At 63.8% G+C, this 15,754-nt stretch carries 18 protein-coding genes; 4 read left to right on the plus strand and 14 right to left on the minus strand.

What is annotated here, in order from left to right:
* Window positions 1-12 precede the first annotated feature (12 nt).
* The 3 genes from LB553_RS16580 to LB553_RS16590 all read right to left on the minus strand — a co-directional run bounded on the left by LB553_RS16580 (window position 13) and on the right by LB553_RS16590 (window position 3,112).
* Window positions 13-474 carry an HPr kinase/phosphorylase gene (locus tag LB553_RS16580; protein ID WP_224514903.1) on the minus strand — a complete coding sequence of 154 codons (462 nt, stop codon included), beginning with the start codon at window positions 472-474 and terminating at the stop codon, window positions 13-15.
* A 14-nt stretch (window positions 475-488) separates the two neighbouring features.
* The gene (locus LB553_RS16585) at window positions 489-2,273 is read right to left on the minus strand and encodes a sensor histidine kinase (protein WP_318011505.1); all 1,785 of its coding nucleotides are present in this window, start codon (window positions 2,271-2,273) and stop codon (window positions 489-491) included.
* 137 nt (window positions 2,274-2,410) lie between these two features.
* On the minus strand, window positions 2,411-3,112 hold the full coding sequence (locus LB553_RS16590; protein ID WP_126063331.1) for a response regulator transcription factor: 702 nt from the start codon (window positions 3,110-3,112) through the stop codon (window positions 2,411-2,413).
* Between the two features lie 340 nt (window positions 3,113-3,452).
* Between LB553_RS16590 and LB553_RS16595 the strand changes: the two genes are divergently transcribed.
* The 4 genes from LB553_RS16595 to LB553_RS16610 all read left to right on the plus strand — a co-directional run bounded on the left by LB553_RS16595 (window position 3,453) and on the right by LB553_RS16610 (window position 7,675).
* Window positions 3,453-5,063 (plus strand): phosphoenolpyruvate carboxykinase, encoded by a 1,611-nt coding sequence (locus LB553_RS16595; protein WP_224514905.1) that lies wholly within the window; start codon window positions 3,453-3,455, stop codon window positions 5,061-5,063.
* Between the two features lie 83 nt (window positions 5,064-5,146).
* Window positions 5,147-5,584 carry an alternative ribosome rescue aminoacyl-tRNA hydrolase ArfB gene (gene arfB / locus LB553_RS16600; protein ID WP_224514907.1) on the plus strand — a complete coding sequence of 146 codons (438 nt, stop codon included), beginning with the start codon at window positions 5,147-5,149 and terminating at the stop codon, window positions 5,582-5,584.
* Window positions 5,585-5,771: 187 nt separating this feature from the next.
* Window positions 5,772-6,389 (plus strand): alpha-ketoglutarate-dependent dioxygenase AlkB family protein, encoded by a 618-nt coding sequence (locus tag LB553_RS16605; protein ID WP_224514909.1) that lies wholly within the window; start codon window positions 5,772-5,774, stop codon window positions 6,387-6,389.
* Window positions 6,390-6,499: 110 nt separating this feature from the next.
* Entirely contained in the window at window positions 6,500-7,675 is a 1,176-nt protein-coding gene (locus LB553_RS16610; protein ID WP_224515114.1) for a glycosyltransferase family 87 protein, read from the plus strand.
* 45 nt (window positions 7,676-7,720) lie between these two features.
* On the opposite strand, the gene LB553_RS16615 is transcribed toward LB553_RS16610, so the two are convergent.
* The 11 genes from LB553_RS16615 to hisB all read right to left on the minus strand — a co-directional run bounded on the left by LB553_RS16615 (window position 7,721) and on the right by hisB (window position 15,737).
* Complete coding sequence (locus tag LB553_RS16615; RefSeq protein ID WP_224514910.1) at window positions 7,721-9,679, minus strand: GtrA family protein; 1,959 nt, start codon at window positions 9,677-9,679, stop codon at window positions 7,721-7,723.
* Window positions 9,657-9,893 (minus strand): hypothetical protein, encoded by a 237-nt coding sequence (locus tag LB553_RS16620; protein WP_224514911.1) that lies wholly within the window; start codon window positions 9,891-9,893, stop codon window positions 9,657-9,659. Before LB553_RS16620 ends, LB553_RS16615 begins: the two co-directional genes overlap by 23 nt.
* A gap of 73 nt (window positions 9,894-9,966) precedes the next feature.
* The gene (gene coaA / locus LB553_RS16625) at window positions 9,967-10,926 is read right to left on the minus strand and encodes a type I pantothenate kinase (RefSeq protein WP_224514912.1); all 960 of its coding nucleotides are present in this window, start codon (window positions 10,924-10,926) and stop codon (window positions 9,967-9,969) included.
* Window positions 10,927-11,007: 81 nt separating this feature from the next.
* Entirely contained in the window at window positions 11,008-11,331 is a 324-nt protein-coding gene (locus LB553_RS16630) for a phosphoribosyl-ATP diphosphatase (RefSeq protein ID WP_224514913.1), read from the minus strand.
* A gap of 9 nt (window positions 11,332-11,340) precedes the next feature.
* Entirely contained in the window at window positions 11,341-12,135 is a 795-nt protein-coding gene (hisF, locus tag LB553_RS16635; RefSeq protein WP_224514914.1) for an imidazole glycerol phosphate synthase subunit HisF, read from the minus strand.
* On the minus strand, window positions 12,132-12,971 hold the full coding sequence (locus LB553_RS16640) for an arginase family protein (RefSeq protein WP_224514915.1): 840 nt from the start codon (window positions 12,969-12,971) through the stop codon (window positions 12,132-12,134). Before LB553_RS16640 ends, hisF begins: the two co-directional genes overlap by 4 nt.
* Window positions 12,968-13,714, minus strand: a complete 747-nt coding sequence (gene hisA, locus LB553_RS16645; protein ID WP_224514916.1) for a 1-(5-phosphoribosyl)-5-[(5-phosphoribosylamino)methylideneamino]imidazole-4-carboxamide isomerase — start codon at window positions 13,712-13,714, stop codon at window positions 12,968-12,970. Before hisA ends, LB553_RS16640 begins: the two co-directional genes overlap by 4 nt.
* A 3-nt stretch (window positions 13,715-13,717) precedes the next feature.
* Window positions 13,718-14,008, minus strand: a complete 291-nt coding sequence (locus LB553_RS16650) for a DUF1330 domain-containing protein (RefSeq protein WP_224514917.1) — start codon at window positions 14,006-14,008, stop codon at window positions 13,718-13,720.
* Window positions 14,009-14,010: 2 nt separating this feature from the next.
* Window positions 14,011-14,661: an imidazole glycerol phosphate synthase subunit HisH gene (gene hisH / locus LB553_RS16655; protein WP_224514918.1), complete on the minus strand. Its 651-nt coding sequence runs from the start codon at window positions 14,659-14,661 to the stop codon at window positions 14,011-14,013.
* A 1-nt stretch (window position 14,662) separates the two neighbouring features.
* Complete coding sequence (locus LB553_RS16660) at window positions 14,663-15,136, minus strand: DUF2628 domain-containing protein (protein ID WP_224514919.1); 474 nt, start codon at window positions 15,134-15,136, stop codon at window positions 14,663-14,665.
* 4 nt (window positions 15,137-15,140) lie between these two features.
* Window positions 15,141-15,737 (minus strand): imidazoleglycerol-phosphate dehydratase HisB, encoded by a 597-nt coding sequence (gene hisB, locus LB553_RS16665; RefSeq protein WP_224514921.1) that lies wholly within the window; start codon window positions 15,735-15,737, stop codon window positions 15,141-15,143.
* Between the last annotated feature and the right edge of the window lie 17 nt (window positions 15,738-15,754).

Here is a 15,754-nt window from a genome sequence, read left to right on the forward strand (position 1 = left end):
ACCCCTAGCGGATCACGAAAAAGGCCGGATCGACAGCCGCGCCATCAGCATGGGCAGCGCGGCGGTGACATTTTGCCGGACGACCTCGATGCGGGGCAGCCGGCATCCGCCGATCGTCTCTGCGGCTTCGTCCTGCAGACGCGCCATGTCGGCCGGTTCGACTAGCCGAACCACCAGATCGACCACAGCGGCCGGCTCGAAGGCCAGCGGCCGCGGTCCGATGCCGTGCACCTCGCAGAGCCCGGCGATGGTGGGCGGCGCGCGGCACACCAGCCGGCCGCCATGCGCGGTCGCAAACAACTGGTCGTCGCCGACCAGCCGGGAAAACACGCCGCGGGTTCGGCAATGATCGATAAGCGCCAGCGCCAGCGTCGTCTTGCCGAAGCCGGACGGGCCGGTGATCAGCACGCCATGCTCGCCGATCAGGAGGGCCGTACCATGGATGTTGCGGGGTTTCGTGGCGCTGTCCGTCATGTTCGGTTCGGCGATCAGCCTTCCGCGGGCAGCGTCACCACGAAACGCGCGCCCTTGATCTCGCCGGGCTTGGTGCCGGGGATGTTCTCGGCCGTCAGCGTGCCGCCATGCGCCTCGACGATCTGCCGGCTGATCGATAGGCCGAGGCCGGAGTTCTGGCCGAATGCCTCGCCGGCTGGCCGGTCGGTGTAGAAGCGCTCGAAGATGCGGTCGATCGTCTCGGCCCGGATCCCCGGGCCGTTGTCGTCGACGGTGATGATGTTGAACTTGCCCGCGCGAGCCAATGAGATCGCGATGTGCCCATGCTCGTCGGGCACGAAGGAGCGCGCGTTCTCGATTAGGTTGGTGATGACCTGGCCGATCCTGAGGTCGTGGCCGACGACGAAATAGCCTCGAGCGCCGGCCGGCAGCTTGGCCACCTTGAGCTCGATCTCGACCGTCTTTTTGTTGCGCGTCGTCTCGCGCGAGACCGCGATGAGATCGGTGATGAACTTCTTCAGGTCGACCGTCGCCGCGTCGTCGCGCGCAAGCTCGGCGTCGAGCCGCGATGCGTCGGAGATGTCGGTGATCAGCCGGTCGAGCCGCTTCACGTCGTGCTGAATGATCTCCATCAGACGCGCGCGAGACGTATCATTTTTCGCCAAAGGCAGCGTCTCGACCGCGCTGCGCAGCGACGTCAGCGGGTTCTTCAGTTCATGCGACACGTCGGCCGCGAAGCTTTCGATTGCCTCGATTCTCGCATAAAGCGCGTTGGTCATGTCGCGCACGGCAATGGACAAATTGCCGATCTCGTCCTGACGATCGGAAAAATCGGGGATTTCCTCGCGGCTCTTGACGCCGCGCCGCACCCTGACGGCGGCGGCGGAGAGCCGGCGCAGCGGATTGGCGATGGTGGATGCCAGAAGCAACGACAGGATCGCGGTGACGAGAGCCGCCACCCCGAACACGCGCAGGATCGCCTTGCGCTCGGCCGCGACGATCTTGTCGATGTCGCCGCCCTCTGTGGACAGCATCAGCACGCCGAGCACGGCGCGGAAGCGCTGGATCGGCACCGCGACGGAGACGATCTGCTCACCCTGCTCGCTCACCCGCACGATGGTCGAGGGGCTGCCGGTTAGCGCCTTGACCACTTCCGGGAAGGCCGCGCCATTGCCGCCAGGCTGCTCGTGATAGACCGGCAGGTCCTTGTTGCGGAAGAAGTCGAAGATGAACTTCTCGACCCGTTCCAGGAGGTCCGGCTGCTCGTCCTCGACCGGCGGCAGGTCGTAGCGCAGGATCTGGCCGCGCGAATAGAGATGCCGCGAATCGAGCAGCAGATTGGCGTCGCGGTCATAGATGCGGGCGCGTGTGCGCGTCGGCGAGATCAAGCGCCTGAGCACCGGCGCGACGCGTTCCGGATTGATCGGGAAATCGAGATTGTCGAGCTGGTCGGAGCCCGGTCCAAGGCTCTCGCCGGCTTGCAGCTCCAGCAGCTTTTCCGGGTCGATGCTGATCGAGTCGGTCTCGACGGTCGCCGAAGCCGCGATCGCGCCGGCGATGATCTCGCCCTGCGTCATCAGGCTTTCGACGCGCGCGTCGATCAGCCCGTCGCGGAAGGTGTTGAGATAGAGGATGCCGGTGACCAGCACGGCGAGGCCGGCCATGTTGAGGAACAGGATGCGCCGCGTCAGGCTGGAGAAGATATGATGGCCGAGAAACCGGCGCATCGGCACCGTGAATTTCGACACGAAGGCGGGCACGATCCGCGGCGGGCGCCTCGCCGCGCCCGCCCGTCTGCCTCGCTCTACTTCCACTGCCATCGAATAGCAGGCCCTGCTTAATTGGTGAGTAGGCAGAAGGCGGTAGGGAATAGAGAAATGGTTGCGACTATGGGGCCGCTAGCACCATTCAAAACTGACTGCCGACTGTTCCCTGCTGCGTACTCACTACTGCCTATTCATGCCTCGCGGAACCGGTATCCGACTCCGTAAAGAGTTTCGATCATCTCGAAGTCGTCGTCGACGGCCTTGAACTTCTTGCGCAGCCGCTTGATGTGGCTGTCGATGGTGCGGTCGTCGACATAGACCTGTTCATCATAGGCCGAATCCATAAGCGCATCACGGCTTTTTACCACGCCGGGGCGCTGCGCCAGCGAATGCAGGATGAGGAACTCGGTCACCGTCAGCGTGACCGGCTCGCCCTTCCAGGTGCAGGTGTGCCGCTCCTGGTCCATCACCAGTTGGCCGCGTTCGAGGGAGCGGGCCTGCTGGGTGGGCGCCTTGGCCGCCGCCTCGCGGGCGCTGGTGCGGCGCAGCACCGCGCGCACGCGCTCGACAAGGAGGCGCTGCGAGAACGGTTTGCGGATGAAGTCGTCGGCACCCATCTTGAGGCCGAACAATTCGTCGATCTCGTCGTCCTTCGACGTCAGGAAGATGACCGGCAGGTCCGACTTCTGGCGCATGCGGCGCAACAGCTCCATGCCGTCCATGCGCGGCATCTTGATGTCGAGGATGGCAAGATTCGGCGGCCGCGCCGCCAGGCCTTCCAGCGCCGACGCGCCATCGGTGTAGGTTTCGACCCGATAGCCCTCGGACTCGAGCGCGATCGACACCGAAGTCAGAATGTTGCGGTCGTCGTCGACAAGCGCGATTGTTGCCATTTCAAGCGGCTCCCTCATGAGCTGTCCCTTCTGTCGTCGAGAAGGGGCTTTTGCAGGACAAATTGGGTACAAAATGTGGCACGGCCCCTGGCCGAAGTCACGGGCGGCCTGCCGCTACACACGATTGCACCCATAGTGGGATTGGACGAACCGAGCCTGTCAATCCTTTGGGCAACCCCTATGGTTTTTGCACATATAAACGATTTAAACAACTTTCAAATTTTTTAAATCGATTAATGATTTGATATCATTCGGCTTTTCTGGTTCTGAACCTGGGCGGCCCTGTGCGGGCTCCGGGAAACCTCCCGTCACATGCGGCCAAATCCAGAGAGGAAATTTGATGTCGGAAGCCGGCAAACGCAACCCCGACTGCGCCATCGACGCGATCGGCCTGAAGACCACGGGCATGGTGCGCTATAATTTCGGCGCGGCCGAACTCTATGAGGAAGCGATCCGGCGCGGCGAGGCACGGCTGACCGCGCGGGGCGCGCTGGTCGCCGAGACCGGACAGCACACCGGCCGCTCGCCGAAGGACAAATTCGTCGTGCGCGATGACAGCACCGGTCCGCATGTCTGGTGGGATAACAACAAGGCGATATCGCCAGGTGAGTTCGAAGCGCTGCTTGCGGATTTCAAAGCCCATGCGGCCGGCAAGGATCTCTACGTGCAGGACCTCGTCGGCGGCGCCGACGCCGATCTCAAGCTGCCGACCCGGGTCGTCACCGAATTCGCCTGGCATTCGCTGTTCATCCGCAATCTCCTGATCCGTCCCGAAGCCGCGGAGCTCGAGCGTTTCGTGCCGCAGATGACGATCATCGACCTGCCCTCCTTCCGCGCCGATCCGGCGCGTCACGGCACCCGCACCGAAACGGTGATCGCGGTCGACCTGGCCCGCCAGATCGTGCTGATCGGCGGCACCTCCTATGCCGGCGAGATGAAGAAGTCGGTTTTCACCATGCTGAACTATCTGCTGCCGGCAAAGGGCGTGATGCCGATGCACTGCTCGGCCAATGAGGGGCCGGATGGCGACGCGGCGGTGTTCTTCGGCCTGTCCGGCACCGGCAAGACCACCCTTTCCGCGGATCCGTCGCGCACGCTGATCGGCGATGACGAGCATGGCTGGGGTCCGCACGGCATCTTCAATTTCGAGGGCGGCTGCTACGCCAAGACGATCAGGCTCTCGGCCGAGGCCGAACCGGAAATCTTCGCTACCACGCAGCGCTTCGGCACGGTGCTGGAAAACGTCGTGCTCGACGCCGGCCGCGTTCCGGACTTCAATGACGGCAGCCTCACCGAAAACACGCGCTGCGCCTATCCGCTGGATTTCATCCCCAACGCCTCGAAGACCGGCCGCGCCGGTCACCCGAAGAACATCATCATGCTGACCGCCGACGCCTTCGGCGTCATGCCGCCGATCGCCAGGCTGACGGCGGCGCAGGCGATGTACCATTTCCTGTCGGGCTATACCGCTAAGGTTGCCGGCACGGAAAAGGGCGTCACCGAGCCGGAGGCGACCTTTTCGACCTGTTTCGGCGCCCCGTTCATGCCGCGCCATCCGTCCGAATACGGCAATCTGCTGCGCGAGCTCATCGCCGGCCATGGCGTCGATTGCTGGCTGGTCAACACCGGCTGGACCGGGGGCGCCTATGGCACCGGCCGCCGGATGCCGATCAAGGTGACGCGCGCCTTGCTGGGCGCCGCGCTCGACGGTTCGTTGAAGTCGGCCGAGTTCCGCACCGACGCCAATTTCGGCTTCGAGGTGCCGGTGGCGGTTTCGGGCGTCGACAGCGCCATTCTCGACCCGCGCTCGACCTGGGCCGACAAGGCTGCCTATGACCGCCAGGCCGCGAAGCTGGTCAACATGTTCGCGACCAATTTCGAGAAGTTCGAACGTCACGTCGACGCCACTATCTTGGGCGCCGCGCCGCGCCTGCAGGAAGCGGCTGAATAGCAGTCACTGCTATTATCTTTCCTCCAGGGCCCGGCTTGCGCCGGGCCTTTTCTTTTTGCTGCCGCCGCGCCATGACTGCGTGCATGGCGAGCGACGACGACATCATCATCACCGGCGAAGCGGTCATCCGTCCTGGCGACCTGCATGAGGACTTCATCCGTTCCTCCGGCCCAGGCGGTCAGAACGTCAACAAGGTGGCGACCGCCGTACAGCTGCGCTTCGACGTGGCGAACGCATCCGGCCTGTCCGAGCGCGTGCGCGAGCGCGCCCTCAAGCTAGCCGGTCAGCGCGCCACCAAGGACGGCGTCATCGTCATCGAGGCCGGCCGCTTCCGCACGCAGGAGCAGAACCGCGCCGACGCGCGGTCGCGGCTGACGGCGTTGATCGCCAAGGCGGCCGAGCCGCCGCCGCCGCCGCGCAAGAAGACCAGGCCGTCCAAAGGCGCCGTGGAGCGCCGCCTCAAGAGCAAGGCGGGCCGGTCGACCGTGAAAAAGCTGCGCGGTCGGGTGGAAAGCGACTGATCCGGCCAAAGCCGCAGTTTTCGGGTCGCCGTCTTTTTTGAGGGATGGCAGGATTAGAGCATGATGCGGAAAAACGTGAATCGGTTTTCGGACGACATCAGGCTCCATCTCTTTGATTTAGAGTCGGATGATTTCAGGCCGATTCGACCTGAAATCATCCGACTCTGCGGATAAAACGGATCGCCCCATGCTCGTTCTGCCCAAAGGCGTCCGCCATATGCCGGGTTACTTCGCGCGCCCGGCGCAGGAAGCGCTGGTCGAGGAAATCAGGCGCGTCGTGCAGGCAGCACCGCTCTACGTGCCGGCCATGCCGCGCACCGGCAAGGAGATGAGCGTGCGCATGACCAATTGCGGCGCGCTTGGCTGGGTCACCGACAAGGAGGGCGGCTATCGCTACCAGCCCGCGCATCCTGTGACCGGCGAGCCGTGGCCTCCGATCCCGGAAGCCTTGCTGAAAGTGTGGCGCGAGGTCTCGGCCTATCCGCATCCGCCCGAGGCCTGCCTGGTCAACTTCTATGCGGCGGATGCCAAAATGGGCCTGCATCAGGACCGCGACGAGCAGGATTTCAACGCGCCGGTGGTGTCGGTCTCGCTGGGCGATGACTGCCTCTTCCGGGTCGGCCAGGACAGGCGCGAGGGCGGCACCAAGTCGTTCAGGCTGAAGAGCGGCGACGTCGTCGTGCTCGGCGGCGAAGGGCGCCTTGCCTTCCACGGCGTCGACCGCATCTACCCCGCGACATCGGCGCTGCTGAAGAATGGCGGCCGCATCAATCTGACGTTGCGGCGGGTGACGGTGCATGGCTGAGCAGGCCTGGCGCCGGGGCAACACGATCTTAAGGACAAAAGCCTAAGAAAAGCTCGACAGCCGGGATTGCCATGGAACCGAGCCGAATCAGGATCCGACGCCTCTTGGACGTGGCCACCGTGACCATCGTGACGGTGATCGGCTTCTGGATGGCCGAGTTTTACCTGCGCACATTGTGGGCCTATCGTCCCGATGGCTTGTCGCTGCTCTCGCACAAGCTCCCTTACTGGGATTTCACAAATCTCTGGGCCGGCTCCCGCATGGCCATGGAAGGCCACGTTGCCGTCCTTTTCGACGTGGATGCCTACCGCGCCGCGCTGCGCGCCATGTTGTCGCCCGATCTTCCAAATCAGGAATGGAGCTACCCGCCGAGCATTCTCTTGCTCGGCGTTCCGCTTGCAACCTTGCCGATCCTGCCCGCCTATCTGATCTGGACGGTTGGAACCGTTCTGTGTCTGTGGCTAGCAATCCGACCGCTGAAGCTCGGGATCGCGGTGGAACTGGCGATCGTCTTGAGTCCCGCGGTCATCTGGAACTCGGTGTTCGGCCAGAACGGCGCGTTGACCACCGCGCTGTTGATCGGAGGCCTCGCGGTAGCGCCCAGGCGTCCGCTGCTGGCCGGTACCCTGTTCGGCCTGCTGACGATCAAGCCGCATCTCGGCATCCTGGTGCCCTTCTGCCTGCTCGCCAGCGGCAACTGGCGGGCTATGTTCGCCGCCCTCGGGACCACGGTCATGATCGCCCTCACCACCGGCCTGTTCTTCGGCTTCGATGTCTGGCGCCTGTTCCTGACCGAAACCCGTCCCTTGATGACGGCGATCATGGAAGCACCTTTTCCGCAGCCCTACCATTATAACGCGGTCACGGTGTTCTTCACGGCGAGGGTAAGCGGCTTTGGGCTGGCCGCGGCCTATGGTGCGCAGGCGATCGCGACGATCGCTTCCATCGCCGCGGCGGTCTGGCTCTGGTGGCCGGGGCGCCGGGTCCCGCATCAGGAACGCGTGGCGCTTACCGCTGTCCTTGCAATCCTTGCCACGCCCTACGGCTACACCTACGACATGATCGGTATCGCGGTCGCGGTTGCCATGCTGTTCACAATGGCGTCAAGACCGCCCCGGCTTCTTCTCGCGCTATGTTGGCTCTATCCCTTTCTCGCGCATATCTTGAACAATGCCGGGTTTTTCGTTGGTGTTCTGGTGCCGCTCTCGCTCGGCGCCTGGTTGCTGATTTCGATACTGGCCCGAAACCGCAGGGCTGAAATGGGCAGGGAGCCTGCCGCGACATAGAACGATGGCCAAGGCTGGAGCAGCGTCCTGCAGCGGTTCGGTGGTTTATTTCGCCGCTTCACCGCCGGCAGCGAAATCCTTGCGGAAATACACCCTTATCCCCGGCTCCTGGTGCAGGATGCTGTATTGCTGCAATTCGAGTGCGATCCTTGGATCGCGCAGCATGAGATTGCCCCAGTCTGGTCCAGTCTCGTCGCCGTAGAGCACGATATCCGGTCTCTTGGTCGCGATCTCGTCGGCCAGTTGTCCAATCATGTGATCGCGTATATCGGCGAGCCGGCGTCTGATCTGCGGATCGTCGCCTGTTTCGGCAAGCTTGTCGGCATCGAAAACCATCGATGCCGACGGATATCGCGAGACGAAATGGCCGCCGACCCGTCGCGAGAGCGGATGTGCCACCTGCAGCCTTGCTGCAAGCGAGACGATCGTCGGGTTGCGGTCGACCTGTTGAATTGAAGCGATGGAGCGTTCCAGCGGGCTATAGTCATTGGTCAGTGTAAACCATTGAATTTTGGCCGTCAGCTGCAGCACCAGAAAGCAGCCGAAAATGGCGGCCGTTTTGCCGATGAGCTTCAATCTGCCCGGACTCTCGCCGTGCAGCAGCTGCATGCCAAACGCAAGGGTGCCGAGAACAATCATGGGCATGGCATGGTTAGGCCAGCCCTTGCCCATGATCAGGAAGGCGGGAAGCAGTCCAAATGCGGCGAGAAGCGGAATTTTTGCGTCCCAATGCATACGCTGGAAGCCGTCAGCCAGAAGCACCGTCGCAATTGCCAGAAGGATGAGTTCCCTGGGCCAGTCCAGCAGCGCCAGAAGCGGCTCCCGCGCGGGCAGGTACACGTCTCTCGCCAAAGGCAGGATCTCGGTAATGAATTGTGTCTGGAACACAACGATATAGGCAACATAGAACGCGACGATCGCCGCTCCGGCGATGTTTTCCGGGACAAGCAATGGCTTGAGGGAACGACGCTGGATGGCCAACAAGGCCGCCGGCAGGACAAAGGCGAGGGCGAAATGCGGCGGCTTGACCATGACCACGATGGCGGCGCACACGCCCGCAAGCATTTGTTCCAGTCTCGAGCCCGCCGCGAAGTCAGACGCGCGCTGGCGGGCGCATTGCAACGCAATCCAAGGCAGGATCGCTATGATGGAGAAATGCTCTCGCTGCCCGAATTCATGGGGCTGGAAACAGACGATCAGCAGAAACGCCGCAGGCAAGACCCAAATGAAACGAGGTTGAAAATAGATCGGGTCGGCACGCGCCAGGATGCGGGCTGAAAACGCAAGGCTTGCCAGCGCGAGCCCGATCACGCCCAGGATCAACCAGAGTTCGGCGCGGCCACCGGTCAGCCGCTCCAGGAACATGAACGGCATGTACATCCAGACGGAGAACGGCGGATTGATCTCCACGATGTCGGTATGCAGATGCTCGCCGTTCAGCAGCCGATCGCACACGACCAGCAACCATGAAACGTCGACATTGGTCGGCACGATGGCAACGGCCAGCCAGGCTGCGTAGACGGCCACAAGCAAGGTCAGGAGTACTGGTATCGCCGGCAGGCGCTCCTGCAACACGTTCATTCGGGGGACACTCCCCGGTTCGGCGAGAGCCTTTCCGAAGGCCCAGTGGCGAAGCACCACATAATTGATGAGCGCGACGAGCAGGCAGGTCAGCGCGATGGGGATCCACGCCGGCAGGGCGAGCCTTTCCGACAACGTGAGCGGGAGCACGAAGGACATCGCCAGGCCGACCAGCGTCAGCACCGCGAAGCGCGGTACTTCAAGGTGGCGCGCCCCGCTGGAGACGAATTTGAAGTATTTGTGCCCGGCATAGGAGAAGGTCGCGGCCAGGGCGTAGGCGAATAGCGAAGCCAAGGCCGGACTCATTGCTGTCGAAAATGCCGCGGCAAGCAGGGCATAGAGCAGCGTCGCGCCAATGCCGGTCACCAGAAACCGGATCGGTCGAGGGCTTGCTAATGGGTCAGACGCGGCCGCTGCAAACACAGTGCGCTCCTAATGACAGGTGCGAGACCCAGCTTTCGGCCGTGCGTGCGACAGCGTTGGCGAAAGGAAGCAACAGGAAGTGCCGGCCTTCGATTTCGCTAAGCCCGGCGGCCTTCAACAATCGGCCGGCTTTGTGCCTGCCGATCAGCACGGCGGCCTCGTCGAAGGCACAACAAAGGGCCTTGCGGCCGGCGGCATTGCCCGCTTTGATCACCGGTTGCCTCCCGACGCCCGCTGGAGTTTGGCTGCCAACGCTAGTCGCGATTGCCTAAGGCGCCGTTAAGGGGTCACAATTTCCTTAACGCCACTTCCTCGACCAGGTGGTTGGTGCCCTTGCGCAGGATGAGATCGGCCCGCGCCCTGGTCGGCAGGATGTTCTCGCGCAGGTTCTTCAGGTTGATATTGGCCCAGAGCCCCTCCGCGATGGCGCGCGCGGCATCCTGCGAAAGCTGCGAATAGCGGTGGAAGAAGGAATCCGGATTGCGGAAGGCGGTTTCGCGCAGCCGCATGAAGCGCTGGATGTACCATTGATGGATCAGCTTCTCGTCGGCATCGATATAGATGGCGAAATCGAAGAAGTCGGACAGGAACGGCACGATCTTGCCGTCCTTCGGCAGCTTGCCCGGCTGCAGGACGTTGATGCCTTCGAAGATCAGGATGTCCGGCCGGTCGATGGTGACGAACTCGCCCGGAATGACGTCATAGGTCAGGTGCGAATAGACCGGCGCCCGGACGCTGCCTTGCGCCGATTTGATGCCGGACAGGAACCTGAGCAGCGCGCCGACATCGTAGCTCTCCGGGAAACCCTTGCGCTCCATGAGGTTTTCGCGGCGCAGGATCTCGTTTGGCAGGAGGAAGCCGTCGGTGGTGATGAGGTCGACCTTCGGGCTCGATGGCCAGCGCGCCAGGAGCTCCTTCAGCACGCGCGCCGTGGTCGACTTGCCGACCGCGACCGAGCCCGCAATGCCGATGATGAAGGGTGTCTTGGTGACGTCCTGCGCCTTGAAGAAGGCCTGGCGCTGCCTGAACAGCAGCTGGCTCGCCTCGACATGCGCCGAAAGCAGCCGGGAAAGCGAGAGGTAGATGCGCTTGACCTCTTCGAGGTCGACCGGGTCGTTGAGCGAGCGCAGCCGGTCGATCTCGTCCCCGGTGAGCGTCAGCGGCGTGTCGGCGCGAAACTGCGACCATTGCTCGGCGGAGAAGAATCGAAACGGGGAGTACTTCTCGGTCGGAGCCAGCTGGTCCATCGGGTTTCCTGCCCTCCTAAAGCACGATGCCGAAAAGTGTGAAGCGGTTTTCGGGCGACATCATGCGCGATCCCGTTTCTTTCAATCCTTTGATCGGGCTGCCTTTTCGGCGATGCCCGAGCGGCTGGTGCGGCCCTCGAGCTCCTTCAGCACGTCGTCAAGCGGGACGTCCGCAATGCCAAGGACGACCAGCCAATGATACAGAAGATCGGCACTTTCCGAAACGAGCGCCTGCCTGTCGCCGCGGATGGCGGCGATCACGGTCTCGACCGCTTCCTCGCCGAGCTTCTGCGCCGCCTTGTCGATGCCCTTGGCGAACAGCTTCGCCGTCCACGATTCCGCGTCGCCGGAATGGGCGCGCTGGTGGATGATCGTTTCCAGATCGGCGAGCGAAAAGTCTGCCATAACAGTCGTTTAAGCCCGCTGGACGGCCGAGTCCAGCCGCATCGGCAGGCCGGCTCTGGCCATATGCGCCTTGGCTTCGGCGATTGTGTAGGTGCCGAAATGGAAGATTGAGGCGGCAAGCACGGCGCCCGCATGGCCGTCGCGGATGCCTTCGACCAGGTGATCGAGCGTTCCGACGCCGCCCGATGCGATCACCGGCACGCGCACCGCGTCGGCAATCGCCCGGGTGAGCGCAAGGTCGTAGCCCGCCTTGGTGCCGTCGCGGTCCATCGAGGTCAAAAGGATCTCGCCGGCGCCGCGCTCGACCATGCGCCTTGCGAAGTCGACGGCGTCGATGCCCGTCTTCTCGCGCCCGCCATGGGTGAAGATCTCCCAGCCGTCGGCTTCGCCTTGCGCCGACACCTTCTTGGCGTCGATCGCCACGACGATGCACTGGTTGCCGAACTTGTCGGCCGCTTCCGCGACGAAATCCGGGTTCTTCACCGCCGCGGTGTTGATCGAGACCTTGTCGGCGCCGGCCAGGAGCAGCTTGCGGATGTCGGCCACCTGGCGCACGCCGCCGCCCACGGTGAGCGGCATGAAGCACTGCTCGGCCGTCCTGGCCACCACGTCGAAGATCGTCTCGCGATTGTCGGACGATGCGGTGATGTCGAGGAAGCAGAGCTCGTCGGCGCCGGCAGCGTCATACGCCTTGGCGGCCTGGACCGGGTCGCCGGCATCGACGAGATCGACGAAATTGACGCCTTTGACCACGCGGCCGTTCTTGACGTCGAGGCAGGGGATGACGCGGGCCTTGAGCATCACTTGCCCTCCAGCGTCGAGAGCAGGTCGACCACCAGCGCGCCGACCAGCGGCGGCACGTCGCCCTTGGGATCGAAGGCCGGATCGTAGGCGGAGATGGTGAGCCCGGCGATGGCGAGCGGACCGGCGAGGCCGCACATGGCGGTACGTATCTGCTCCGGCGCCGGACCGCCGGGCGCAGTGTAGCGATTGGCCTGCAGCTTCTCGGGGTCGTGCACGTCGAGATCGACATGCATGTGGACCTGGCGTGCACCGTGGGCCTTCAGCCTTTGCGCCGCACTCTTCCAGTCCGGGCACTCGGTCCGGATGATCGGCAGCTTCTCCAGCAGTTCCTTTTCCGCGCTGTCGAGGTCGCGCGCATTGACCAGAACACAACGCGCCGGATCGACCGGCTTGAACCCCGGGATCTGCGCCGCCATCGAGCGCCAGCAGAGACCCAGCATGGTCGCCAGTGCCATGCCGTCGAGAAAGCCCGTTGTGGTGCTTTCCGGCGTGTTGAGGTCGCCATGCTGGTCGGCCCAGATGATGGCGTCGGCGCCGGCACCTGCCACGGCGCCGGCGGCCGTCAGGCAGTTGCCGGCCAGCACGATTGGAAACCGCTTCCTGTCCAGCGCCATGCGGACTTCGCCCGAAACCGCGTTGCAGACGGCAAATCCGGTACCGATCTCGCGCTTGGCTTCGTCCTCGACCACCTTGCCGATGTCGCTCACCTCGACATCGTGGCCGGCGAGCTTCAGCGCCTCGGCCAGCCCGCCCGAAATCAGCGCGTCTGGGCCCTGGCCGCAGCCGCCGTGGAAATGGCCGCTGTCATAGGAGGCCAGGATGATCGAAATGTTCACGCTCTTGCCTCCGCCCGCTCGCCGCGCAGGATCGCCAGCGCCTCGGCCGGGTCGATACGTCCGTCATATAGGGCCCGTCCGGAGATCGCGCCTTCGAGTTTTTGCGCATCCGGCATGGTCATGCGCACGATGTCGGCGATCGAGGCGAGGCCGCCGGAGGCGATCACCGGAATCGACACGGCCTCGGCGAGGTCGATGGTCGAATCCCAGTTGATGCCGGTCAGCACGCCGTCGCGGTCGATGTCGGTGTAGATGATGGCGGCCACGCCCGCGCCCTCGAATTTCTTGGCGAGCTCGATGACGCCGAGCTCGGAGGCCTCGGCCCAGCCTTCGACCGCGACCTTGCCGCCCTTGGCGTCGATGCCGACCGCTATTTTCCCGGGAAATGCCTTGCAGGCCTCCTTGACCAGGTCGGGTTCGCGCACCGCCACGGTGCCGAGGATAACGCGCGTCAGGCCGCGATCCAGCCAGTCTTCGATCTGCGGCAGGGTGCGGATGCCGCCGCCGAGCTGCACCGGGTTCTTCGTCGCCTTCAGGATGGCGCCGACCGCTGCGCTGTTGACGCTCTGGCCCTTGAAGGCGCCGTTGAGGTCGACGACATGGAGCCATTCGAAGCCCTGGTCCTCGAAGGCCTTGGCCTGCGCGGCGGGATCGTCGTTGTAGATGGTGGCGGTGGCCATGTCGCCGTGCTTCAGGCGCACGCATTGGCCGTCCTTGAGGTCTATCGCCGGAAACAGGATCATGGGTCAGGCGCCCTCGACGATGACGAAATGGCCGGTCGAGGCGGCGAGCCGGAATTTCGAGGCGTGCTGATATTCAGGCGAATGATAGCATTCGACCGCCTTCTCGTAGGACTCGAACTCCACCAGCACGTGACGGTTGCCGGTCGCTCCTTCCGGGCTCTCGTAGCGGCCCGCGCGGACCGCGAACTTCGCGCCGTATTTCGCGAAGGCGACGGCATTCGCTTCGATATACTGCCTGTAGACGTCCGGATCGCGGACATCGATCATCGCCATCCAACAGCCCTTCTTGCTCAATTTCAGGGCCTCCATTTCAGGAAATTGGTGATCAGTGCCAGGCCGAGCGCCTGGCTCTTCTCGGGATGGAACTGCGTACCGGCAAGGTTGTCGCGCGCAACCGCCGCCGTCACCGCACCGCCATAGTCGGTCGTCGCCAGCACTTCGCCCGAATTCTTCGCGTCCAGATGATAGGAATGGACGAAATAGGCGTGCAGCCCTTTCGGACCGGTCTCGATGCCGGAAAACAGCGGGTGCTTGCGTTGGAGTTCGATCGTGTTCCAGCCGATCTGTGGGATTTTCAGCGCCGGATCGGAGGGCCGGATCTTCTTGACGTCGCCGGCGATCCAGCCGAGCCCATTGGTGACGGTCTTCTCCAACCCGCGTTGTGACATCAGTTGCATGCCGACGCAGATACCGAGGAAAGGCCGCCCTTTACCGAGCGCGACCTCTTCCACCGCCTCCCACATCCCCGACACCGCGTGCAGTCCGGCGGCGCAATCGGCATAAGCGCCGACGCCCGGCAGCACGATGCGGTCGGCGGAACGCACGCGTTCGGCGTCGGCCGTCAGCTCGATCGTCGCAGCAAGGCCCGCCTCATGCGCGGCGCGCTCGAAAGCCTTGGTGGCCGAGCGCAGATTGCCCGAGCCGTAATCGATGATGGCCACCCGCATGTCAGGGCCTTCCAGGTGTATGGGTCAGGCCGAGCGCCATGCCTGTCTGCGGCGGACGTGCCTGCGATGCATCCGGCACGATGCGCGGCAGGACTGGCGGCTCCTCGCTCACCTCGCCGGTTTCCAACGCATGGCGCGTCTCGGCATCGGCGAGATTGCCGGCCTCGATCACGCCCCATTCGCGCCAGCCGCGCCGCCGCAGCGAGGCGATCCGCAAGCCCTGGCCTTCGAAGCCGACATAGAGCGAGACCAGCAGCGACAGCAGCGATCCGGTCCCTTCGAGTCCGAGCCTCTCGCCGGCCACCGACAGGAGCGCCATGATGATGAAGGTCAGGGCCGCCTCGATCCACATCCGGTGCCAGGCAAGCCAGAGCGGCGCGACCAGGAAACCCAGCCAGGTGAAGCTGTCGCGCACGAAACTTGCGTCCTCGGCTTTGTTGCCGGCCGGCGGCGCCATCACGACATAGATCGCCATAGGGCTATCCTTTCAGCGATCCCTTGGTGGACGGCACGGCATCCGGCTGGCGCGGATCGGGTTCCAGTGCCGCGCGCAAGCTGCGCGCCACCGCCTTGAAGCAGGTTTCGGCAATGTGATGATTGTTGGCGCCGTAGTGGTTGGTCACATGCAGCGTGATGCCGGCATTCTGCGCCAGCGCCTGGAAGAACTCCCGCACCAGCTCGGTGTCGAACGTGCCGATCTTCGGCGACGAGAAGCCGACATTCCAGACCAGGAAAGGCCGGCCGGAGACATCGATCGCCGCCCTAGTGAGCGTCTCGTCCATGGCAAGGTCGATCGAGGCATAGCGCATGATGCCGCGCCGTTCGCCCAGCGCCTTGCTCAGCGCCTGGCCGATCGCGATGCCGGTGTCCTCGACCGTGTGGTGATCGTCGATATGCAGGTCGCCCTTGGCCTTGACCGTCATGTCGATCAGCGAATGCCGCGACAGCTGGTCGAGCATATGGTCGAAGAAGCCGACGCCGGTCGAAATGTCGGATTTCCCCTTGCCGTCGACATCGACGGAGACCGAAATCTCGGTTTCCTTGGTCTTGCGGCTGACTTCCGCCGAACGCGTCATCGCTTTGTCCTTGTTGC

The sequence above is a fragment of the Mesorhizobium sp. CA8 genome, assembly GCF_020164955.1.
Taxonomy (GTDB): Bacteria; Pseudomonadota; Alphaproteobacteria; order Rhizobiales; family Rhizobiaceae; genus Mesorhizobium.